Origin of the sequence: Beggiatoa leptomitoformis (assembly GCF_001305575.3) — a bacterium.
In the GTDB taxonomy this organism is placed as follows: domain Bacteria; phylum Pseudomonadota; class Gammaproteobacteria; order Beggiatoales; family Beggiatoaceae; genus Beggiatoa; species Beggiatoa leptomitoformis.
In genome coordinates this window covers 2,700,537-2,723,265 of sequence record NZ_CP012373.2, presented here as the reverse complement: position 1 = coordinate 2,723,265, position 22,729 = coordinate 2,700,537, and the positions used below count along the sequence as shown (strand labels likewise).

Sequence of the window (22,729 nt, the reverse complement as noted above, 5' to 3'; positions counted from 1 at the left end):
TACTATAACATGGATTATGTCACCTTATGAAAAAAAACATTCAAGTGCTTGCCTACCTTATTGTATTTGTTACTTTACTGATTAGCGGTATTGTTTTGGTATTTAATACAACTCAACCTATTGAAAAAATTGATTTTATGCGTCAAACAGCAAGTACTTTATTTGACAGTTCTGGACAACGTTTCGCGCACCAAATAGCCTTAATCACTTTATTATTAAGCAGTTTATTAGGTATGGTATTATTGCGTTCTGCCCGTATTTGTCAAATCCTGCATTTATTCGTTCATAACGTTAATAATCCAACACTACTAGGGGTTTTTATTGCGATTACAGGCATCCCCAGTTTATTACTGGGGACAACACCACTGCTGTTTATTACTGGGGCAGTTATTGGAAGTGGGTTATTTATTTTTATGTTTATTCGCCTTATTCAGGCAAAAATAACTTATTTAGGTCAAATAGGGATTATTAGTCTATTTATTTTTTTCTTTGTTGTCTTGGGTATGTTTTATACACCTACTTATCCTACGGTTATAGACCTTGTTTATTCTTTACCACATTACGAGAGCGTTTTTTTAGGTGATAGTAGTCGTCTTGCATCGGGACAAATTTTATTTGAAACTGTTAAAAACTACTATGGTATTTTAATTCCTAGTTTTCTTGCTGCTATACAATATGATATGGGGTATTTTTTTGATTTTGGACAATATATTAAGATTGTGCAATTTTCACAGTTATTGTTTCTTGCATTGGCGTTGATTAATTTTTATCTTTGGAAACCAAATAATTTTATTTTTCTTCTGTTTACCGTTTTATTTGTTGCTTGCTATCATCTCAGCACAAATAATATTGCAGCGCACATTCTTTTCCCAAATCTCAGTGGGTTAAGGTATTTAGATTTTCCCATCGCTATTTTTTTTCTTCTACTGAGTCGCACATTTTCTTTATCACGCACCGCTTTATTACTGGGTTTTGTCTCAGGTTATTTGATTTTGCTTAATCCTGAAACAGCTATTTGTATTGTTGTCGGTTATATCGTGTTTTTTCTCTCTCGGTTGCCAGCAAAACCAATTTATTATTTATTCATTATTATTAGCTTGTTTATAAGCAGTTTATTACTTGCCATTGTTAGTTTTATCGGCATTTTCTTTGTGATTTTTAATTATTATCCCATTCCAGCAAATCTCTGGGATTTTTTAGGGAGCAGTGTTGGTGCTGCACAAAATGGTTATATTGGGCTACCGCTGTATTTTGATATTGTTATGTTTACCATTGGTTTTCATAGTTTATGGACAGTTGCACGCTTAAGCTTGTGCTGGTCGTATGCTTCTCTTAGTGTTAGGGACAGCCATAAATTAGCGATTGCAGTTATTTTATTAATTTGGTTTGCTTATTATATAAATCGTCCCTACCCAGCAGGTTTATTGGGTTATTTGTTTTTATATACGTTTTTAATCGCTGATTTTTTTAATTTGCGCTTTATACGACGTTTTCGGAAAAAAGGGGCGTTTTTTCTATTCAGTCGCCCACACATTGCATTGTTAAGTTTTATTTTTATTCCCTTTATTAGCTTAAATTGTTTGGTAACACTGGTATTACACAATAATTCGCTATTGCTCAATATTCAAGCAGAGAAAAACACCTTGCCGTTAGGCGGGATTTTATTACCAAAAGCGTTAACCCCTATTTTAGAGATGAAAGCCCATTTTTTACGGCAACAGACAGAGAAGGTATTAACCCTTTCTTTATATAATGGTTTTATATCTATTTTATCAAAGCAATATATGCCATTGCCTTATTCTAATGTGTACGCTGTTGTGACGGGGGAAGAAGGACATCAGCAGTTAAATTCGTATATTTTGGTATATCATCCAAAACGCATTGTATTTGATGCTTTATCTGATTATGAGCAGCATTTTTTGGAAAAAACAGAGATGCCATTAGCCAGTGATTATGCGGTTTTTTATCAATCTGTCACGCGCTTACTGGTCAATCAGTATCATTTGGTGGGTGAGCAGGCGGGTTGGGTGGTGTGGGAGCAGAATTAGTGCGAGTGGGACGCGTTAAATCGTCCCTGTTTGATGTCTGGTTAATTTCTGTGAGGAATAGCAAATCGTTTTCAATCGTAGTTGTGCATTTTCACCTTATTTGTCTTAAAGCTACGCGCCTATGAGGATGATGCGGTTTAAAATTAAGAAAGTTAAGTTTTTAGCATTCGGTGCGTTATTTTAGAATTAGCAGTCTTTTTTATGTTTATGTAATCTTAACCCGTTGTTCTATTGCTAATCGATTGGTTGATGAGCTGACTTTTTGTAGGGCTTGGTCGCGGGTGAACCAGCCGTAAGTAAGGTGTTCTTGTGGATTGAGTTGAATTGGACAAGTTTTGGTTAAACAAAGGGTAAAGACATGTTCTATATTGTGGGTGTCTGTCGGGGCGTAACGGCTACGCCATGGGGGGATAATGGGGTAGCGGTTGGTGTGGTGACAGTTGTGTAGTTGAGCGATGTCAACGTGTAAGCCTGTTTCTTCAGCAAGTTCGCGTTGTGCGGTTTGTATTGGTATTTCATCAGCTTGTAAACTGCCCGTGACGGATTGCCAGAAGTGGGCAATGTCTGCACGTTCTAAAAGTAAAACTTTTCCTGCAATTGTGTGTATAACCAGTAAGATGGATTCAGGACGCTTATAAAACATGTCTTCTCTCGATTAATAAAAATGAAAGTAATTGATTATGAAACAATATCAATTTGAGCAGTGTCATGAGGCTTTATGGCAACAGTTAGAGGCTGATTTAGATAAGCATGAAAAATGGTTTAAAAGTGGAAAACTTGCGCAGCCTGTGCATATTGATTTTCCTAAGCAATATCGTGAAGTTTGTCATCATTTAGCGTTGGCGAAAGACCGGCATTACACGCCGTATTTAATTGAGCGGTTGAATAGTTTGGTGTTGCGCGGACATCAGCAACTATATAGTAGTCGGGGACATTTTTTGAGTGAGTTGATGCAGTTTGTTGGGCGTGATTTTCCGTGTTTGGTGCGTCAAGAATATCGTTTTGTTTGGATGGGTATTATTTTATTATTTGGATTTATGTTATTAGTCACTTTATTAACGATTTGGCGACCGGAGTTTGTTTATTATGTGTTAAGCCCTGAGCAGGTGTTGCAAATGGAGTGGATGTATGACCCGCAGGCCGAGCGATTGGGGAGCGAGCGAAATGCTGAGGGTAGTTTTGCGATGTTTGCATTTTATATTTGGAATAATATAGGAATAGGTTTTAAAACATTTGCCAGTGGGATTTTTTTTGGGATTGGTTCTATTGTTCCGTTGGTGTTTAATGGGGTGTTTTTTGGGGTAGTGACGGGACATTTAATTAATATTGGTTATACGGTTACGTTTTTTTCCTTTGTTGCAGGGCATAGTGCTTTAGAATTAACGGCCATCGCGTTGTCAGGTGGGGCAGGGCTTAAGTTGGGGTTTTCGTTATTAGCACCGCAACGGTATAGTCGTTTGCAGGCGTTGAAACGGGCGGCAGCGGTGAGTGTGCGCTTGATGTATGGGGCGGGAGGAATGTTGTTATTGGCGGCTTTTGTGGAGGCGTTTTGGTCGTCGCTTAATTTGTTAGACCCGTTGCTTAAGTATGGTGTTGGGGTGTTTTTGTGGGGTGTGGTGATTGCTTATTTTTCTTTAGTGGGTCGACATCATGCAAGTTGAGCGCGTTACAACGGTTATTCGCTTGCGTAATCAGTGGGAAGCGATTGATTTGGGTTTTAGTTTGGTTCGTCAGAATGCGTTACGTTTTTATCCGCTTTGGTTTGCAATTTTTTTGCCGATTTCGTTGGCTGTTTATGGGTTGGTTTATTGGTTGTTACCGTCGTATTTATGGGTTGCTACTTTGTTGATTTGGTGGTTAAAGCCGTTGTATGACCCGTTTATTTTGTATTTTTTTAGTCGGGCAGTGTTTGGTGAATATCCAACGGTTTGGCAGGCATTGCGAGAGATTAAATCTATTTTAAAAGTACGCTTGGTTATTTATTTATTGTTTTTAAACCGTTTTAGTGTGTATCGAGCGTTAAAATTGCCTGTGTGGCAGTTGGAAGGATTGCGCGGTAAGGAGGCGAGAAAACGGGGTGCTTTGTTGGGTGGGCAAAAAACATCGGCTCGTGCGACTTGGCTTATTTTTGTTTGTGTGCATTTTGAATGGATTTTTTATCTTGCGCCGTTTGTGTTAGTCAGCATGTTGTTTCCAACTAGTGATTCTTTGGTGTTAAAACTATTTGCGTTTGATGACCAGTCTGATTCTTTGTGGTTTTTTAGCCTGAAATTTTCCAGTTATTTATTGGCAATTAGTATTATAGAGCCGTTGTATGTGGTGGCTGGATTTACGTTATATTTAAATCGGCGCACGCAGTTGGAGGCGTGGGATATTGAGTTGATGTTTCATCGGATTGCAAGTCGTTTAGCCCATGTAACGCATTTGCCAGTAATGCTTTTGTTATTGGTTTTGGGTTGTGTGTTGTTTGGTGCTTATCCTGTTGTGAGTTATGCGGATGGTGACACGGCTGTTTCGGTAAAAATTGATGTTGATAAGTTGCACACAAAACGGGTTATTAATGAGGTATTTACTGCACCAGAATTTCAAACGGTAGAGGAATTCTATGCTTGGGAACGTACGACAAAAGTCGTGCCTCCTTCTGGTGATACTGTTGATAAATATATAAATTTTGATTTAAGCATTAGTCTTTCTGAAATTATTCGTTATCTTTTGTGGGGATGCGTCGGCATTGCTCTTGCAGTTATTGTGTTAAGTATTGTTGATTGGTTAAAAAAGCAGTCTTTTTTTGAAAATAGTCGTCGTAAAAAGCGGGCGGTAAACCTTCATACTTTGCACCAACCGTTAGTAGAAACGATAGAATTACCTGATGATATTGCAGATGTTGCATGGCAGTTGTGGCAACAGGGAAAGCAGCACGAAGCGGTCAGTTTGCTCTATCGTGGAACGGTTAGACGGTTGTGTCAGCAGTATCAGTTGGCGTTATATGATAGTGCAACAGAGGGGGAGTGTTTGCGGGTTGTGCGACAATATGCTGTGTCAGAATTGACAGCATATTTTTTAACTTTAACCCGAACGTGGCAAACCATCGCTTACGCGCAAGAAATACCTGCAACATCGACGGTGCAAACGCTTTGCCATGAGTGGCAGAATTTTTTTAATGTAGAAAAGATGGTTAAAATACAGGCGATAAAACCAAATACAATTCATCAATAACATTGTATTCTGCACAGGAAACAGGTTTTTTCTCAAGATATAGGCTTAACAAACGGTTTAACTTCTTATTACAATATGCGACCACAAACCGCGTAAATAATTACTAATTACGGTAACTTAGGCATGTTCAGCAACTCATCCGAAACACAAAGCCCTGCTATTGAACTTAAGGGCAACTTATTAACCGTGATGGTTCTGCGTTTATTAGATACAAATCAGGTACGGATTACTGAACAATTAATCGATAAAGTATCTCAAGCCCCTAGTTTTTTTCAAAACGCACCCGTTATTGTAGATTTGAGTACCCTTAATCATGAAGATGATACCTTATTAAATCTTAAAGAGTTAATTTTGTTGTTGCGTCAACAGGGACTTGTACCTGTTGCTGTGCGTGGTGGCGTTTTGCAATATCACGAGGTTGCACTTCAGTTATCATTGGGTGTTTTGCCAGAGAGTCAGCGAGCAATTAGACCAAAGCGCGAGCCTTTAACCGTTGTTGCACCGGCTAATTTAAGCCCGCCACCTATGCCTAAAGTACCTTTTAAGGTGGTCACACAGCCTATTCGTTCAGGGCAACAAGTTGTTGCACCACAAGGGGATTTGATTGTTTTAGCAACCGTGAGTCCCGGTGCAGAAATTCTTGCTCAACGGCATATTCACGTTTATGGCGCGTTACGTGGACGGGCGTTAGCGGGGGTTAATGGTGATACGGATGCACGTATTTTCTGCCAACATTTAGATGCAGAACTCGTTTCTGTAGCAGGTCATTATCAAATAAATGAAGAGCTTAAAGAGCATGTTCGGGGTAAACCAGCTCAGATTTATTTGGAAAATGATAAATTGAAAATTCATGTATTAGATATTTTTAGTAAGAATCTACCTTAATAACTTGTGTACTAATACAGATTTAAATGACGAATGCAGAAATTCACGCCATAATTTCCCCATAGACGTATGCTAATGTTATCTACACTACGGGATAGTTATTCATAACAATTTTGAGGAGAAGTCGTTTGGCTAAGATTGTGGTTGTCGCCTCTGGTAAAGGCGGAGTTGGTAAAACAACGACGAGTGCCGCCTTTGCGACAGGGTTGGCCCTGCGTGGGCATCAAACAGTGGTCATTGATTTCGACGTTGGGTTACGTAACCTAGATTTAATCATGGGCTGTGAACGTCGTGTTGTTTATGACTTTGTTAATGTTATCAACGGAGAAGGGTCACTCAATCAAGCCCTGATTAAAGATAAACGTATTGAAAGTCTTTATATTTTGCCTGCTTCACAAACCCGTGATAAAGATGCACTGACGATGAGTGGTGTAGAACGTATTCTTGGTGAACTCTCACAACGATTTGAATATATTGTGTGTGATTCTCCCGCAGGGATTGAGCATGGGGCAATCATGGCGATGTATTTTGCGGATGAGGCCATTATTGTTACGAATCCTGAAGTGTCTTCTGTGCGAGATTCTGACCGTATTATTGGTATGTTAGCCAGTAAAACCCGTCGTTCTATTCAAAACCTTACGCCAATTAAAGAGCATCTACTGGTTACTCGTTATTCACCTAAACGGGTTATTAGTGGTGATATGTTAAGTGCGGAAGATGTGCAAGAAATTCTTGCTATTCCGTTGCTTGGTGTGATTCCTGAGTCACAAACGGTACTGCAAGCCTCGAATGCAGGCATTCCCGTTACTTTAGATGGTAACAGTGATGCGGGACAAGCCTATCTTGATGTTGTTGCACGTTTTTTAGGTGAGGAACGTCCGCACCGCTTTTTAAAAACAGATAAAAAAGGCTTTTTAACCCGTTTATTTGGAAATTGATTATGAGTGTGTTCGATTATTTTCGTGCTTCGCGCAAGAATACAGCGGCACTGGCAAAAGAACGCTTGCAGATTATTGTGGCACATGAGCGGGGACGACGTAGTACGCCTAATGTCGACTATTTACCGCTATTACAACGAGAAATTTTAGAAGTTGTACGTAAGTATGTGTTGGTTGAGGATGAGAGCATCAAAATCAATATTGAAAAAAATGGCGATTTTGAGGTGTTGGAGGTCAATATTGCATTGCCTGAGGGTGAAGGTCGTCAATTACGTTAAGTGACCATCGCTTATTGATGCAACGGTTTAAGCCGTTGCATTTGCATGGATATTTTTAAGTTGGCTTTTATGTTGTTTAGTTTTTGTATATTCCACTTAGTTCTTCACTAGCGGTATGATTAAAGCGCGATGATGTATCAAATTCGGCGTATTAGGAGAAACAAGATGGAAACGATTGAACATGTGGTATTGCTAAATACTTGCCCTTCACTTGACATTGCCCAAACAATTGCAAAAACATTGGTTGAAGAACATCTAGTTGCTTGTGTTAGTATCTTACCCGCGTTGCAGTCAGTTTATTTGTGGGAGGGTACAGTACAGCAAGAGATGGAGGTTTTGTTAATGATGAAAACCCGTCGTTTGTTATATGCACAAATTGAACAGGTGTTACAAGCATTACATCCTTATGAAATTCCTGAGTTAATAATGATTCCTGTGGTTGCTGGATTGCCAAGTTATTTGCAGTGGATTAATGAGGTAACACAACCGTTATCATTCATTAACAACTGATTGCCCAAACCAAAAAGATAAATCTTTGCTTAAAAATACATCTACAGGCAGGTATTGTGAGCCTTCTGTAGAGAAGCTTAAGCCTACCATCCCATTCATAATATTCAGTGAGCCTGAGCGTAAGTAAATCCGTTCGTCCGCTAATCGTAGGGTGCGAAATTGGTCTAGCACTGCGCGCACATTTTTTTGTGGTAAGACTGCTTGTGGTGGATAGGGACTGTGGGGGTAATTCATAATAGTTTCTGAATCAAATAATTGTTCTATGGTAAATAGGCGGTATTGGTAAGGGTCATAGACATGCCAAAGCATTACTTGCGCGCTGGAATAATGCAGGGTGCAGTGGAATATACCGTATTGTTTAATCAGTCGTTCTAATACTTCGTTTATTTCATGAATATGTTGGTCTAGGGGGCTGTTGATACGTGGTTGTATCAAGCGTGTGGTTTGGTTTGTTAGGGAGGGGGTACGAATTTCTTTGGGTACAAGCGGGGCTGTTTGAGAAGATGCCATTGAAACGGGAATTTCTGCAATGTCAAAATCAGCAACAAGAAATCCTAAAAATTGTTGTTCATCAATAATGGGTTGTACGGCACTGATGCAGGGGCGACCGGTGGTATTGCTGATATAAACGGAAGATAACATGAAATGCCGTTTAGGGTATAAGCTCACAGAGTAAGGACGGCGGGAGAGGTCTTGCCCGCGAAAATCCATGTCAATCTGTTGATTGGCGCGTACATTGGAGCTAATTTGTTTTCCCATTTTGTCGATGACGTAAATCAGATGACAGTGTGGGACAGTCGTAAATTGACTGTTGAGTAATTGGTCCAATGCATTCACATCTGTCCACGTGGAGACACACAGTTTGGACAAGTTCAGCATCGGTGGTTCAAGCAAGGATGTGAGAACTTTGCGTTGTTCACCAATAGTCTGTTTAATCCACATGATGACTACCCTCCCCATAGATGGTGTTAGACAAAAAAAATACTTCGTCAGGTTTGTAACAGTAGGGTTTGCATGTTACAAGGTCTAGGTGGATTGTACCAGATTCTACTTTAGCAAATGCGAGTGCTAGATAAGTAGGAATAATTTGTTATCTTCTGTCAGGACGGTCTATATCAGGCATTGCAGTATTTTCAGCATCAAAAAATTGGGTAGTGATGAATAAGTCGTTATCCTGCTTTCTTTTTTCATCTTGAATTTTTTATTTATCACGACCCAAAACATTGGTATATGACTAATTCTATTAGTCCTGAAGTAGTTGAAAATTCTGATGCAGATAAGATTTTGGTTATCCTGATTTGCTATATTTTGCGATAGGCTTCAACCACATTAGGCAAGGTATCGATACGTGCTAGAATATTACTTAGCTCTTCTAAGTTACTAACTTCTAATGTAAATTGCATTTTTGCCATGTGTTCTGCTTTATTGCTAATCGTATTGACGGCGATAATATTAATATTTTCATTGGCAGCAATGGCGGTAATATCACGTAGTAACCCTGTACGGTCATAGGCATGGATTTGAATATCGACAGGAAAGACGGGTTTATATTGCGCATCGCCTCTGCTCCATGCTACTTCAATCAGGCGTTCATTTTCTTCATCTTGCCAATGAACCGCATGTGGGCAATCACGACGGTGAATGGCAACGCCGCGCCCTTTAGTAATGTATCCAATAATTGCTTCATAAGGCACAGGGTTACAACAGCGGGCGGTATAACTCAATAACCCTTCCACGCCTTTGATAATAATCCCTTCTGCTTTATGAGGTTGTGCAGTAACAGGATAAACAGGAGGGGTATTAGGAAAAACCTGTTCATTTAGCGCGTTTGCAATTTGCGGCAGTGTAATATCGCCACGCCCTAACGCTAACATAAGCTGTTCCGCGCTCTCCAGTTTAAAACGTGTAGCAATTTTATCGTAATTGACTTCGTGTAAATTAAGCCGTCTTAATTCTCGTTCTAATAAAGTGCGTCCATCTCGTAAATGTTGCTGTTCATCTTGTTTCTTCAGCCATTGTTTAACTTTAGCGCGCGCGCGCGAGGTTTTTAAATAGCTAAAATGCGGCACGAGCCAATCACGGCTAGGACGTTCATCTTTACCTGTCAGAATTTCAATTTGGTCACCGCTTTTGAGGACATAATTCAGGGATACAATGCGGTTGTTGACTTTTGAACCACGACAACGATGTCCAAGACTGGTATGAATATGATAGGCAAAATCCAGTGGGGTTGAACCTGTGGGTAGGTCTAGAACTTTACCTTGTGGCGACATTACATAAACGCGGTCGTCTAAAATTTCGGATTTGAACTGGTCGATAAAATCGCCATCACCTTCATTGCTTTCCTCATCTTTCATTTTGAGGACTTTACGCAACCAGCCTATTTTTTGTTCAAAACTTTTGTCATAGCCTAAACTATTCTCTTTATACCGCCAATGTGAGGCCACCCCTAGTTCTGCATGATGGTGCATTGCTTCTGTACGAATTTGTACTTCAAACACTTTATCTTCAGGACCATAAACGGCGGTGTGTAACGATTGATAATTATTGGGTTTAGGATTGCTAATATAATCATCAAACTCGCTAGGTAAATGTTTCCATTTACTATGAATTAATCCTAAGACTAAGTAACAATCATGAACGTTATGCACTAAAACACGTACTGCACGAATATCATAGATTTTGTCAAAATCTAAGCCTTTCTTTTGCATTTTGCGCCAAATACTATAAATATGCTTAGGACGACCCATTACTTCGCCTGTTACACCGGTCTGGCGCAATTCTTCTTTTAAGATATTGATAATATTGTTAATATAGCATTCACGATCGACACGTTTTTCGTCTAGTTTCCGTGCGATTTCTTGGTATTCGTCAGCGTGAATATAACGGAGAGCAAGGTCTTCTAATTCCCATTTAATTTGCCAAATGCCTAAACGGTTAGCAAGTGGCACGAAAATATCAAGGGTATCTTGCGCAAAACGTTTTTGTACATCAACGGGTAAATGTTTGAGAGTACGAATATTGTGTAAACGGTCAGCGAGTTTTATCAGAACAACGCGCACATCTTCGACCATTGCTAATAACATTTTTCGCAAGCCTTCAGCTTCTTGCGATTCTTCGGAGAATTTTTGATATTCGATGAGATTGTCAATAAAACGCATTTTATTAACGCCATCTAATAGATTTGCAACCACTTTTCCGAAGCGGTTTTGTAGGGCTTCTAAGGTAATATGTTGGTCTAGTGATTCGTGCAGAATCGCTGCAACCAAAACATCTGCATCCATCCCTAAATCGGCCAGAATATCTGCAACGGTGAGGACGTGAATTAAGTAGGGTTCACCAGAGGGACGGATTTGATCTTGGTAGATTTCGCAGACAAATTGGTAAGCCTGTTGGATGGCTTGTTGTTCAGTCGCAGAGCGACCTTTCATGATTAAGGTCAACCAACTGTTGACATTTAGTGTGTTGCCCACTACGGGCATTAATAGTGGGTCTTTAACGCTTACCATTGTTGGAACTCGGTGTAGGAAAAAACACGGAAAACATTAAGCCAGACGGGGATAGCACACGTACAAGGAAGTTACATAGAACAATAAGGGCAGATTATTAATTGAAAAGGGTTGGACATACATTTGCTTGTTCCTGCCATATCTATTTGAAAGTTATTGAATCCAGTTATTCAATGACATGTTGTATTATGTAATAAGTTGATAAGTATCATATAATTACTGTATTTAACAATACCATGCCAATATGATACCAAAAGCAGTATATGGATTACAGTAATCATGCCAACATTTCTCTGCATGATTTTAGACTAGGGCAATAAACAAAATACTTATTGAGGCGTGTTAGTTTTAAAATTCAAGCTATTAATTTGTTAAGACAGGATAAAAAACGGTGCATAATATTATCCTAATCATAGAATAATCAATTTATTATAAATTTTTATATATTTATTTGTAGGTATATGTTAAAAAAACTTTTAGAATACGCTAGACCTATCAAGTATCTAAGCAATAAAGTTCAAGTATTCTCTATTATTTATTGCCGTTGAATAGCAACTTAGTCCGACATCATGCACCATTCGCCGTTAAAACATTAGCGTTAGGCTGTCATTATGTCGTTTTCGCATAGATTAACCGTTAGCATAGCGTGTGCTGATAAGGAGTTAAAAATGACTAATGAATTTACCGTAGAACAAGAAATTACTTTACTTAAACAAGATAGTACATTATTAAATGAGGCATTAGATGAGCTAAAACAAAAATTAGCACAAGAAAAAAATGTAGCTCAACAACAAGTTTTGCAAGAAAAAATCAAGGATATGCAAATTGAGTTGAGTGAAGCACAAAAAAAATTAGCCTCGTTAAAACAAGCTATTAACGTGGAGACAGAAGGTGAGCAAAAATTAGGCGCGCCTGCAAAACTTTATGCCGTTCCTACATTGCCCTCTTATATTTTATCGTCTCCTATCTTTAATGAGTTAAAAGCAAAATTAGTTGTTAAACCTACCTTAGCGGAAGGTGCTGACGGACAAAAAAACCCTATATTACTCTTAGCTCCCAGTGGTAGCGGTAAATCCTTACAAGCTATTGCATTAGCAAATGATATTTCTGTACGGCGTGCCTTTTCTGAGGGGATTTTTTGGCTAAATATGGGGTCACAACCTGATATTGTTGGACAACAAATCGCATTAATTCGGGCATTTAATATTCCTGCCGTTGGGACACCTGAATTTATTAGTGCAGAGGAAGGCTTAACTTTATTACGCGGGATTGGTAAAGGGCGTTCGTGTCTGTTTATTCTGGACGATGTTTATGATGTGCGTGATGTTATGGCTTTTGCGGGATTAGGCAAAGGTTGTCAATTACTTATTACCTCATGTTACCCAGAAATTGCAGATGATTTAAAACATTTCATGTCTAGTTTGCAAACCTACGCATTAGATGCTTTAACCCAAGAACAAGCAGTTGATTTATTTTCTAATTGTTCTGGAAAGGCTTTATCAGAACCATTACCTGCTGATTTATTATCGTTATTCAATGCATGTGAATATTCACCAACAACATTGCGTCTAGTTGCACAACTAACACAAACCATGTCAAGCCCTGACTGGACAGCCTTATTAAGCAAAATTCAAAATAAAGTTTTAGATTTTCCTGAAGCCCATGCATCCTCCCTTTCACAAGCCTTGCATCTTAATATTGAAGCCTTAGGCGATAATGGCGAATATTATTTAACACTGGGCATGTTTGCAGACTATACCAACATCCCACAAGCGGCCATCGTTTTGTTATGGCGTTATCTTTATCATTTACCTGATGAAACAGCCTATAGTTTCATTCAACAATTAGCGGCGCAAGGGTTACTCTATTTTAATAACGACTCCACGCGAGGTAATATCCACTTACATCCTTATCAACATGATTATTTATGTGAATTTGCCGATTTAGACAAGTTACATACGCACTTGTTGGCCGCTTATCGACGGTATTGTCAACCACATGGTTGGGCTAAAGGACCAAATGACGGATATTTCTTTGAATATCTTTGCTTGCATCTGCTAGCCGCCGAGCGAAATCGTGAATTAAAAACCCTGCTCATGGATTTTGATTGGCTTAATAACAAACTACAAGCAACCTCATTACATAATGTAATCCAAGATTTTGATTTATTGGAAGATGATGTAGATATTGCGACCGTAAAACAAGCTTTGCAACGTTCAGCACCAATATTAGTGAAAGATAAAAGCAAATTGGCGGACAAATTGCTTGAGCAACTTTGGGGTAAACCCTCATCAGATATCCAATCCCTGTTAAATCAGGCAAAAGAAATGTCCCCAGACTGGCTTCCTCCCCCTAATCGCTAATAAAAACGATAGTGTTGGAAGAAGGTGCTTGTCTAAAAAAACAAAAGCCTATTAAGGCTACTTAAAGCTATATACACCATAGAGGTGTTGAGGGTGCTATGGCTGATAGCAAATCAACCAATAAAAAACAATCGCAAGCTATTCCTAAAGCGCGGAATAATAACGCTCATACCTCCATGCTGAATTATTTTGACCGAATTTTTCACAGCTTGGAAGAACGTCTTTATGAATACATGAACATGCGTAAATACATGCGCTTATATGAAGAGTCGCAAAAATTACTCAGCATAGAACGCACCATGAATCTGGCCGCCGCGAGTATTTACGAAATCAACATGGAGAACAAACTAGATTGCAAAGCCATTCATCAATCTATGGTCATGTTGAACCAATACAGTAAACGCTTAAAACTCGAACAAACCAAAACAATCCCCCCATTACAACGCAAATTGTTGACAGGGCTTACACAAGATATAGATAAAATTATCTTTAGCGTATTACAAATAACCCGAAACATTGCACGAATTAACGTTTTAACCCCCGTCATTAAAGTTTTGTTAAAAACAAAAGATAAGGACGAAGACGATTACAATAACGACTTGGTGTTAATTGAAATCAGCAATGCCCTACTAGCCAAACTAGAAGAACCACAGCTAGCAGAAATTGTTCGCGCCCTAGAAAGAAGTAATGCACACCCAAAAAACATGGACGCAAAACTGCATTTTGAGCAAATTAATGATGTCAGTGATAAACTAATCGGCCTACTCAATGACAAACTGCTTATTGTAATTGGTATTTCTGAATCGCTCATTGACGGCACGGAAGGTGATGATGTTGGCGATATTCCCGCAGATAAACGCATACCCGACGAATTAAAAGTGCTATTTTTAGCCTCTAGCGTTTTAAATATACTGCAAAAACTTAAAGAGATACGCGAAGGAATTAAAACGCTCTACCGATGTGTGAAAAACTACCTACAACTGATAGAACATGAAAAATTAGAAACTAAATACAGAGCATTATTAAAAAACGGTGAACATAATCCACACGAACTCATTATTAGTTCCACTCAAAAATTAAATCGAATTAAAACGACTATTATAGAATTATCCCCAGGTATTGATGCATTTGAACTAAAACTACGCTTAGACACATTAGACCTACAAACCGTCATAAATATGACATACAGTCTTATTTACGAAAAATCGCGGCGAACGTGGATTAATCCCTATTATCATTAAAATAAATAATTATCTCATCTTAATATTATGAAAAAGAAAGTCTTAATTACCTATGCTAGCCGAGCAGGTTCTACGCAAGGCATCGCACAAGCTATTGGTGAGGTCTTTGTTCGTCATGAGGCTGATGTCGAAGTTCGTTTTATACTCGATATTAAAGACATACAAACCTATGACATTGTTATTATCGGTAGTCCAATTCGTGATATGGCATGGCTACCTGAAGCAATTCGTTTTATTAATATTCAGCAACAAGCACTTAAACATAAAAAAGTTGCCTATTTTATTGTCGGTATGACACTCCGAGAAAACACGCCAGAAAATTGTGAAACAGCATTGCATGTCCTAGACCCCATTAAACAAATTCTACAGCCCATTGATATAGGTTTATTTGCAGGCGCACTACTACGTGACAAACGCCTTAAATTCATTTGGTGGTTTATTGCAAAAATCACAGGCTTACCTGATGGCGACTTTCGTAACTTTCATCTTGTGCGAGAATGGGCAGATCAACTAGCCAAACGCTTATTACAAGAAGAATCCGTCCCAAATATCGCAGAAGTAAGCACGCTACAAACTGAAAAATAATATTAATGATGTGCCAAATCGTTAAATTTTTTTAATGTAATACAGATAAACCGTGAAAAATAGAAATAAATCTTGATTTTTGTAAAATCGTCGCTAATTTTGCTTAAAATGATTTACATCACTCTTGATGAACACTATAATTACTTGTTCTCATTAACTGTCCTATTATTATGATTCATAAATAAAAACTGATATAACAAGGCAAAGATGACCACCTGTACAACTTGCTGATATAATCAATTTTATTTAAATATCAAGGATGACAATCATTAGCGTTGTATGCCTTATTATCCCGTTATCAACGCAATGTATAGTGACATAAAATCCGTTATTAATCCCCAAAACCTCATTTTTAGAGAAGCTCAATGAAATTACGTTATCTTTCCGTTTTAACTGCTAGTTTATTAAGTACACAACTTGTTCTTGCTGAAGACGCTCAAAAAGCACCTAGCACGCCTGAAGAGAAATTAAGCTACACCATCGGACACCAAGTCGGTAGTAACATTAAAAAACAAGACCTTAAAGTCATGTTAAATTCCGTTATGCAAGGGATGACCGATGCTTACGAAGGCAAAACTGCGGCGTTAACAGAAGAACAAATGCAGGAAACCATCACAACGTTCCAAAAAGAACGCATGGCGAAATTAGAATCCGAGCGTAAAGCAACTGCCGACAAAAACGGTGCTGAAGGTGACAAGTTCTTAGAAGAGAACAAGAAAAAAGAAGGTGTTGTGACACTAGCCAGTGGGTTACAGTACAAAATTATCACCGAAGGCACAGGTAAAACCCCTAAGTTGACTGACACTGTTACCACCCATTACAAAGGGACGTTAATCAATGGTAAAGAGTTTGATAGCTCTTATACACGTGGTCAACCTGCAACATTCCCTGTCAATGGTGTGATTGCTGGCTGGACAGAAGCCTTACAATTAATGAAAGAAGGGGCTAAATGGCAATTATTCATTCCCGCTAAATTAGCCTATGGTGATCGGGCTATGGGTGAAGTTATCGAGCCTAATTCTACATTATTGTTTGAAATTGAATTATTGTCTGTTGGCGAAGAGAAGAAAGAAGACGCAGCCGCTGCGAAACCTGAAGTTGAATTGAAAGTCGAAGAAAAAAGCGAAGGCGTTAAACCACAATAAGTAGGCGATAGGTTTAACTATTATTAAACCATTGCGGACTTAAAAAAACCTAGTAGCATGTAATCTACTAGGTTTTTTCTTTTTTAATCGCCTGAATGGTAAAAAATTTGTGTTTATACGCCGCGTAACCAAGGCTTTAATAAATGGCTGATTAAATCCCCCATGTATTTCAATAAATCCGTTCCCATTCCTGCATGAAAGCGTGATACCTCATTACTACCCATTGCTAGAATGCCATTTGCTTTAGGTACGCCCAATGGAATTAAAACAGCCGATGCAATACGACTTTGGGGAAATAAATAATCTGTTTGCGCATGAGATAATCGCCCACAACTGGGATGATTAGTGCCTAATAAGGTTTCAAAAAGGGTGAATACTTGCGCATCATACTCGACAAACTCTTGTCGCCCGGCCAAAACAGGATTAGGCATATCAAATAATTTTACAACCACGGCATCTGTCCCAAATTCTTTATGCAACGTACTGTATAACATGTTAAAAAACTCGTCCGCACTGGCGGCGGCGGCCAAGACAGAAATCAATCGTTGAATACGTTGATTTAGTAATTCATTTTGTTTGGCTATGGCGATAAGATTATCTAGTTTACGTTGTAACTGTTGATTTTCTTCACGCAAAACCATGAGTTGTCGTTCTACTAGTGAAACAGCCGAGCCTTTTTGTTGATGCGGAATTTCTAAAACGGCGAGTAAATTTTCATGTCGTGAGAAAAACTTAGGGTGGCGTTTTAGATACTCAACGATAGCATCTTCTTCTGGCATTTCATCGATTAGGGTTTGTGTACTCATAATTCAATTGTTCCTTCAAAAACACAGGTTGCAGGACCACTCATGCTAACCGTTGCGGTATCGTTGACTGCCCATTCAATATGCAATTGTCCATAATGCAACTGTACAATTACAGATGTATTGAGTAATCCCGCCCGTTGTCCTGCGACGACAGCCGCACACGCACCTGTACCACAGGCAAATGTTTCGCCAACCCCCCGTTCAAAAACCCGCAGACGGATTTGATGTTTATCTAAAATTTGCATAAAACCGACATTAACACGTTCAGGAAAACGTGGATGTTGCTCGATTTTTGCACCTAGGGTTTGTACAGGGGCATCACGAACATTATCAACAATCAAAATAGCATGAGGGTTTCCCATAGAAACAACGCTGATTTGATAAACTCGATCATCAACTTCTAAGGGATAAAATAAGGCGGTTTCTTCTGCTTGAAACGGGATTTCTGTGGGCAAGAAACGGGGTTTGCCCATATTAACGGTGACATTACCGTCTGGGCGTAAATGTAAATGAATAATACCTGCCATCGTTTCGACATGCAGCAAGTTTTTAGTGGTTAAGTTTTTATCTCGTACATATTTAGCAAAACAGCGCGCACCATTTCCACATTGTTGCACTTCCGAGCCATCGGCATTAAAAATTCGATACCGAAAATCAACCATTGGCTGGGTGGGCGGTTCGACAACCAATAATTGGTCACAGCCAATGCCAGTATGTCGATTAGCGAGATAACGAATTTGTAATGGGGTCAGTGAAAATGGCTTGGTCAGCGCATTAATAACGATAAAATCGTTGCCCAATCCGTGCATTTTAGTAAAGGGAAGCAAAGTGCGCATTGTATGATTAGTGTAATTTATTCGCATGAGAAAACGGACTAGAGTATCACACCGATTTTATGAGATTTACACAGAGAACACAAAATATCATTCTGGTAAACGAGGGTTTTATGCCTACATAAATATAAAAAAAAGCATATAAGCACATTTTTATTTTAAATCTCGGTTAATATTTGTCATCACTTTCAAAAATACGTAATGGTGAATATCCTATTTACCCCATGTGAAAGTCAATTATTGTGTTGGCCTTTTATTAACCTAAGATGAGAGACAGTAAGATGGTTTTGACGGAAGAAGAGTCTCGTATGGTGAGCGCGCATATTGATGCGTTAAAACTAGAACATCATGATTTAGATGATATTATTCATCGCTTGTCACAAGACAAATCAATGGATCAACTACGTTTGCAACGGTTAAAAAAACGTAAACTATTGTTAAAAGATACGATTAACCGACTAAATAGCCAGTTAATTCCTGATCTTAATGCCTGATGGTTACTAAAATAGGGAAGAAAATTGTCATGTCAGAAAGAAATAGCATACGGAAACATCTTTTTTTATATTTGGATGTTTTTGATAAAACAAATAATCAGTTGTTAGGATATTTAGGCGATATTTCTGAACAGGGATTAATGTTTATTTCTCAAACACAAATAATGCCCGATCAGTTGTTGAATATTCGGATTGAGTTGCCTGAAAACTTGCAAGAGATGAATAAAATGTGTATTGATGCACAAGTGAAAACCCGTTGGACAGAACCGAATATTAACCCACAATTAAATTGTATTGGTTGTCAGTTTATCGACTTAGATGCAGAATATATTCCTGTCATTCAACAAATCACAGAATTACTTACGTTTGATGAAGATTTTGAAATTAAACGTGTTCGCCGTCCCTAATTTTGCAACTGACTTTATAATATGTCCAAAATTGACAAATATATTGGTTATAACGTATTCGTAGGCATTGTTATTGTTTTATTTGTCTTGGTTGGATTATTTATCTTCTTTGATTTTGTGGATGAAGTTGATGATATTGGCAAGCAAAACTATGGACTGTGGCAAGCTATTTTGTTTGTCAGTTTGCAAATTCCGCAACATATCTACGAATTATTCCCCACATCGGTTCTGCTCGGTAGTTTGCTGGGGTTGGGCGCGATGGCGAATAATAGTGAATTAACCGTTATTCGCGCCAGTGGCGTTTCTATTTTACGAATTGCCCGTGCAGTATTGCAGGTGTGTTTACCGCTGACGCTTATCGTGATGATAATTGGAGAAACGCTAGCCCCTCAAGGCGAACAATACGCATACACAATGCGTTCTACCGCCCAAGCGGATAAGGAATATATTTCGTTTCAAAGTCGTTATGGTTTTTGGGCGCGTGATGGAAACAATTTTATTAATATTCGTACCATTCAACATGATGGCGGTTTTGGTGCTATCACACTATATCAATTAGATGAGGCATTACGGTTAAAATCACTCACCCTTGCACAATCTGCTTATTATGAACAAGGGATGTGGCAATTGCGGAATGTGCATAAAGATATTGTTGAAGCCGATCAAGTGCGGTCAGAAGTGTCAGATAAACTCGCATGGAATGCGGTATTAAACCCCAATTTAATTAAATCGGTTATTGTCAGCCCCGAAAAACTATCTATTTTTGGTTTATATACTTACATTCAATACATGCGCGAAAGTGGGCAGCGTGAAGAACCCTATCAACTGGCTTTTTGGCAACGCATCACTTATCCATTGATTAGTATTGCCATGATATTTATTGCGATTCCTTTCGTGTTTGGCTCGTTACGCACGGTCGCCATTGGGCAAAGAATCCTAGTTGGTTCACTTATTGGGATTGGTTTTCACATCCTGAATCAAACCACAGGCAATATTGGCTTGGTTTATAACATGAATATTATCGCCAGCGCGCTCTTTTCTCCCATTCTGTTTGTTTTTATCGCCGTTATTTTGATGCGACGGCTTATTTAGTAACAACAACCGTTTCATGTTGCATATCAGGAACCATTCCATAAGGTAACACCATTAAGACTTTAGGCTGTTGACTTGTCCCAACGGCTTGCACGATAACTTGATAGGCTTGTTGGTTATGTAACGTTACCTCTTCGGTTGTTTCTTTTGTTTGCTCATCGTAACTGGATTTTGTTTCTGCGGGTTGCGTTTTTGGGACATCACGATTTTTAGGTTCAATAACAATTGTATAGTAATTGCTAGAAGCAAAATTAATCCAAGGTAAAAACTCCGCCAACTGATTAGGCTCTAAAAAGTCATTAAAATCCTGTTGTGTTTTAAACTCTTTCTCTTTCCGTTTTGCCAAAATATTATCTACGGCTAACGCATCTAATCCGGGAATTAATAATAAGGCTTCGCGCGTTGCTAAATTCGGATTTACCCCAGATGAACTACCATACATTGTAAATGCAGAATACATAGAAACATCTTTAAAAACATCTTTAAATCCTTTAATTAATAATAATTCTTCTACTGTTTCCAACGCAGAATTACGCGGTTCATACGGTGGGGTCAAATCCGCATAAAAATCTTTTTCCGCACCACTTAGCCGTTTCATATCATCCGCGTCAATCCAATCTTGCCACGCATCATCTAACTTGGATAATTCTTCAGGTTTATCCCCGATAATTTTTTTCAATAATTGTCGCATTTGTTGCGTGGTTAAACGCTGTATATTAATTTTGCCTGCTTCATCATAAATCCGCACTCTAACCGTGTCAGGTTGTGGATAAGACAGGGTTAACACTTGCCCATTAAATTGGTACGCAGGGTTTTTACGTTCAGCCGGTGATAACTTACTTTCAGGATCATCAGGCGACAATGGCATCCGCGCCAACATAATCTCCATTTCTGCCATGTTCAAGGTTTTTACCGTATCGCTCCACAACTGCAAGCCTTCCTGATTATGAAAAACCGTTTTCGCAGATAAGCGTGTTTCACTGGCTAATACCGCAACCAGTACTGAAGCCATTGCCACAAACCATAAAATAGCAATTAAAATAAACCCATTTTGCGTTTTACGCATAAGAACCACTAGAATCCTTGAACAGACCTATCAATATTTATATCGATAGGTCTAAACAATTAACACACTTTATTGTTGAACCGGCGCAGTTGCTTCTGCTTGAGGCTCTTCAACCCCTGTTCGTCCCATCATATTTTCAATCGCATCCATAAAGTTACTTCCTAATGTGTAAATACTCATATCATTAGGTAAATAACCCTTAACATTTTGATGTGCCGTTGCAAATGCTTTTGCAACTTCTACTTTTACATAGGCATCTGCCCCAGCAACCGCAAAAGCACTCAAGCGTAATCGTTGTGCTTCTGCCTCCGATTTCCCTATGGCTAATGTTCCTTCTGCTTCTAATAACCGCGCATCACGTGTTCCCGTCGCTTCTAACACAAATTTTTGCTGTTGCGCTTCTGCGTTTAAAACAACTTGGCGTTTAGAAGCCTCTGCCGCTAACATGGATTGTTGTGATTCCTTCTCTGCGTTCAAAATCCCAACTTGTTTATCCCGCTCTGCCTCAACCACGCGCCGTTTTAAATCTGCTTGAGCCTCCGCTTCGGCTCGCAATGCCTCTGCTTGAGCGGCTTTTGTTTGCTCATCCGCTTTTAACCGCCGTTGAACGGCAACTTGTCTTTCGGTAATTTCACCAATATATTTAGGGTCTAAGCGAATTCCTTCAATTACAAAGTTTTCAACCAAAATTCCGCGTGTCCGCAGCTCGCTATTTGGGTCTGTCAACGCGATAAAAATATCCGTTTGTAGCTTGACCAAACCCTCTCCTGAATACGCCTCGATGGCTGTCCGTTTTGTCGCTTGGTCTTTTACCACCCGCATAACCACAGGGCGCAACATTTTTTCCTCAATGTTATCGCGGACTGTCCGATGAATATCAACGATTTTACTTGAATCAATCCGCCATTGAACATTCAAAGAAATGTGCATATCCTGCCCTTCAGAAGACTGCACCAGATAAGCATCTTTTTCACGTCCTTCAGCAAATTCTTGGTTATAAGCTTTATCATTCATGACAAATACTTGTAATGATAAAGGATAAGTAAACATTGTTTGTGAAAAACCGGGAAACAAAAAATAAGTACGTGCAGGATACGGCTCAGATTGCACCCCACCTGTCCATGTTTCCAAGACACCCACTTGATTACCATTAACGGTTGCAATTTTTAATAATAATGGCATTAAAATGAAAATAGCGACTAAAGAAAGAACTAACCCAAACAACCAACTGCTACCCGTTTTAATCCGCGACAAAATGGCTTGGGAATCACTATTATTACTCATATTTGACCTCCTTTTGCTGAAAAAAACGT

At 38.9% G+C, this 22,729-nt stretch carries 21 protein-coding genes; 14 read left to right on the top strand and 7 right to left on the bottom strand.

All coding sequences use genetic code 11. From position 1 onward, the window contains the following. Positions 1-26: 26 nt before the first annotated feature. Positions 27-2,048, top strand: coding sequence for a hypothetical protein (locus AL038_RS11400; protein WP_062152923.1), 2,022 nt, complete (start codon positions 27-29; stop codon positions 2,046-2,048). Between the two features lie 205 nt (positions 2,049-2,253). Here the strand turns inward: AL038_RS11400 and nudB are convergent, their stop codons facing one another. Further along, complete coding sequence (gene nudB, locus AL038_RS11395; RefSeq protein ID WP_062152921.1) at positions 2,254-2,691, bottom strand: dihydroneopterin triphosphate diphosphatase; 438 nt, start codon at positions 2,689-2,691, stop codon at positions 2,254-2,256. 37 nt (positions 2,692-2,728) lie between these two features. Here nudB and AL038_RS11390 point away from each other — a divergent pair, with 37 nt between their 5' ends. The 6 genes from AL038_RS11390 (at position 2,729) to cutA (ending at position 7,875) form a co-directional block, all read left to right on the top strand. Then, complete coding sequence (locus AL038_RS11390; RefSeq protein WP_062152919.1) at positions 2,729-3,709, top strand: stage II sporulation protein M; 981 nt, start codon at positions 2,729-2,731, stop codon at positions 3,707-3,709. After that, entirely contained in the window at positions 3,699-5,264 is a 1,566-nt protein-coding gene (locus AL038_RS11385) for a DUF4129 domain-containing protein (protein WP_062152917.1), read from the top strand. Before AL038_RS11390 ends, AL038_RS11385 begins: the two co-directional genes overlap by 11 nt. 123 nt (positions 5,265-5,387) lie before the next feature. After that, positions 5,388-6,149 carry a septum site-determining protein MinC gene (gene minC / locus AL038_RS11380; RefSeq protein WP_062152915.1) on the top strand — a complete coding sequence of 254 codons (762 nt, stop codon included), beginning with the start codon at positions 5,388-5,390 and terminating at the stop codon, positions 6,147-6,149. Between the two features lie 128 nt (positions 6,150-6,277). Next, positions 6,278-7,087: a septum site-determining protein MinD gene (gene minD / locus AL038_RS11375; protein WP_062152913.1), complete on the top strand. Its 810-nt coding sequence runs from the start codon at positions 6,278-6,280 to the stop codon at positions 7,085-7,087. Between the two features lie 2 nt (positions 7,088-7,089). After that, on the top strand, positions 7,090-7,365 hold the full coding sequence (minE, locus tag AL038_RS11370) for a cell division topological specificity factor MinE (protein WP_201800080.1): 276 nt from the start codon (positions 7,090-7,092) through the stop codon (positions 7,363-7,365). 165 nt (positions 7,366-7,530) lie between these two features. Beyond that, positions 7,531-7,875, top strand: a complete 345-nt coding sequence (gene cutA, locus AL038_RS11365; RefSeq protein ID WP_062152909.1) for a divalent-cation tolerance protein CutA — start codon at positions 7,531-7,533, stop codon at positions 7,873-7,875. Here the strand turns inward: cutA and AL038_RS11360 are convergent. Continuing rightward, positions 7,858-8,817 (bottom strand): PDC sensor domain-containing protein, encoded by a 960-nt coding sequence (locus AL038_RS11360; RefSeq protein ID WP_062152907.1) that lies wholly within the window; start codon positions 8,815-8,817, stop codon positions 7,858-7,860. The two genes, cutA and AL038_RS11360, sit on opposite strands and share 18 nt — an antisense overlap. Before the next feature lie 359 nt (positions 8,818-9,176). After that, positions 9,177-11,384, bottom strand: a complete 2,208-nt coding sequence (locus AL038_RS11355) for a RelA/SpoT family protein (protein ID WP_062152905.1) — start codon at positions 11,382-11,384, stop codon at positions 9,177-9,179. 668 nt (positions 11,385-12,052) lie between these two features. On the opposite strand from AL038_RS11355, the gene AL038_RS11350 reads away from it, so the two are divergent. From AL038_RS11350 to AL038_RS11335, 4 genes are all read left to right on the top strand, one after another. After that, positions 12,053-13,747 carry an NB-ARC domain-containing protein gene (locus AL038_RS11350; protein WP_062152903.1) on the top strand — a complete coding sequence of 565 codons (1,695 nt, stop codon included), beginning with the start codon at positions 12,053-12,055 and terminating at the stop codon, positions 13,745-13,747. A gap of 98 nt (positions 13,748-13,845) precedes the next feature. Further along, a complete protein-coding gene (locus AL038_RS11345; RefSeq protein WP_062152902.1) occupies positions 13,846-14,988 on the top strand; it encodes a hypothetical protein in 1,143 nt (380 codons plus the stop codon). 27 nt (positions 14,989-15,015) lie between these two features. Beyond that, positions 15,016-15,573, top strand: coding sequence for a flavodoxin domain-containing protein (locus AL038_RS11340; protein WP_062152900.1), 558 nt, complete (start codon positions 15,016-15,018; stop codon positions 15,571-15,573). A 365-nt stretch (positions 15,574-15,938) separates the two neighbouring features. Further along, entirely contained in the window at positions 15,939-16,718 is a 780-nt protein-coding gene (locus tag AL038_RS11335) for a BamJ family beta-barrel-assembly machinery protein (RefSeq protein ID WP_062152898.1), read from the top strand. Between the two features lie 113 nt (positions 16,719-16,831). On the opposite strand, the gene AL038_RS11330 is transcribed toward AL038_RS11335, so the two are convergent. Continuing rightward, the gene (locus AL038_RS11330) at positions 16,832-17,524 is read right to left on the bottom strand and encodes a DUF484 family protein (RefSeq protein ID WP_062152896.1); all 693 of its coding nucleotides are present in this window, start codon (positions 17,522-17,524) and stop codon (positions 16,832-16,834) included. Next, entirely contained in the window at positions 17,521-18,360 is an 840-nt protein-coding gene (dapF, locus tag AL038_RS11325) for a diaminopimelate epimerase (RefSeq protein WP_062152894.1), read from the bottom strand. Before dapF ends, AL038_RS11330 begins: the two co-directional genes overlap by 4 nt. Before the next feature lie 278 nt (positions 18,361-18,638). Between dapF and AL038_RS11320 the strand changes: the two genes are divergently transcribed. The 3 genes from AL038_RS11320 to lptG are packed head-to-tail and all read left to right on the top strand — an operon-like array spanning position 18,639 to position 20,350. After that, entirely contained in the window at positions 18,639-18,851 is a 213-nt protein-coding gene (locus AL038_RS11320; RefSeq protein ID WP_083991505.1) for a DUF465 domain-containing protein, read from the top strand. A gap of 29 nt (positions 18,852-18,880) precedes the next feature. Further along, on the top strand, positions 18,881-19,258 hold the full coding sequence (locus AL038_RS11315) for a PilZ domain-containing protein (protein WP_062152892.1): 378 nt from the start codon (positions 18,881-18,883) through the stop codon (positions 19,256-19,258). 21 nt (positions 19,259-19,279) lie between these two features. After that, positions 19,280-20,350: an LPS export ABC transporter permease LptG gene (gene lptG, locus AL038_RS11310; RefSeq protein WP_062152890.1), complete on the top strand. Its 1,071-nt coding sequence runs from the start codon at positions 19,280-19,282 to the stop codon at positions 20,348-20,350. Here lptG and AL038_RS11305 read toward each other — a convergent pair. Then, positions 20,343-21,416 (bottom strand): type II secretion system minor pseudopilin, encoded by a 1,074-nt coding sequence (locus AL038_RS11305; RefSeq protein WP_062152887.1) that lies wholly within the window; start codon positions 21,414-21,416, stop codon positions 20,343-20,345. The genes lptG and AL038_RS11305 overlap by 8 nt on opposite strands. A 69-nt stretch (positions 21,417-21,485) precedes the next feature. Further along, positions 21,486-22,700 carry an SPFH domain-containing protein gene (locus AL038_RS11300; RefSeq protein ID WP_062152885.1) on the bottom strand — a complete coding sequence of 405 codons (1,215 nt, stop codon included), beginning with the start codon at positions 22,698-22,700 and terminating at the stop codon, positions 21,486-21,488. Between the last annotated feature and the right edge of the window lie 29 nt (positions 22,701-22,729).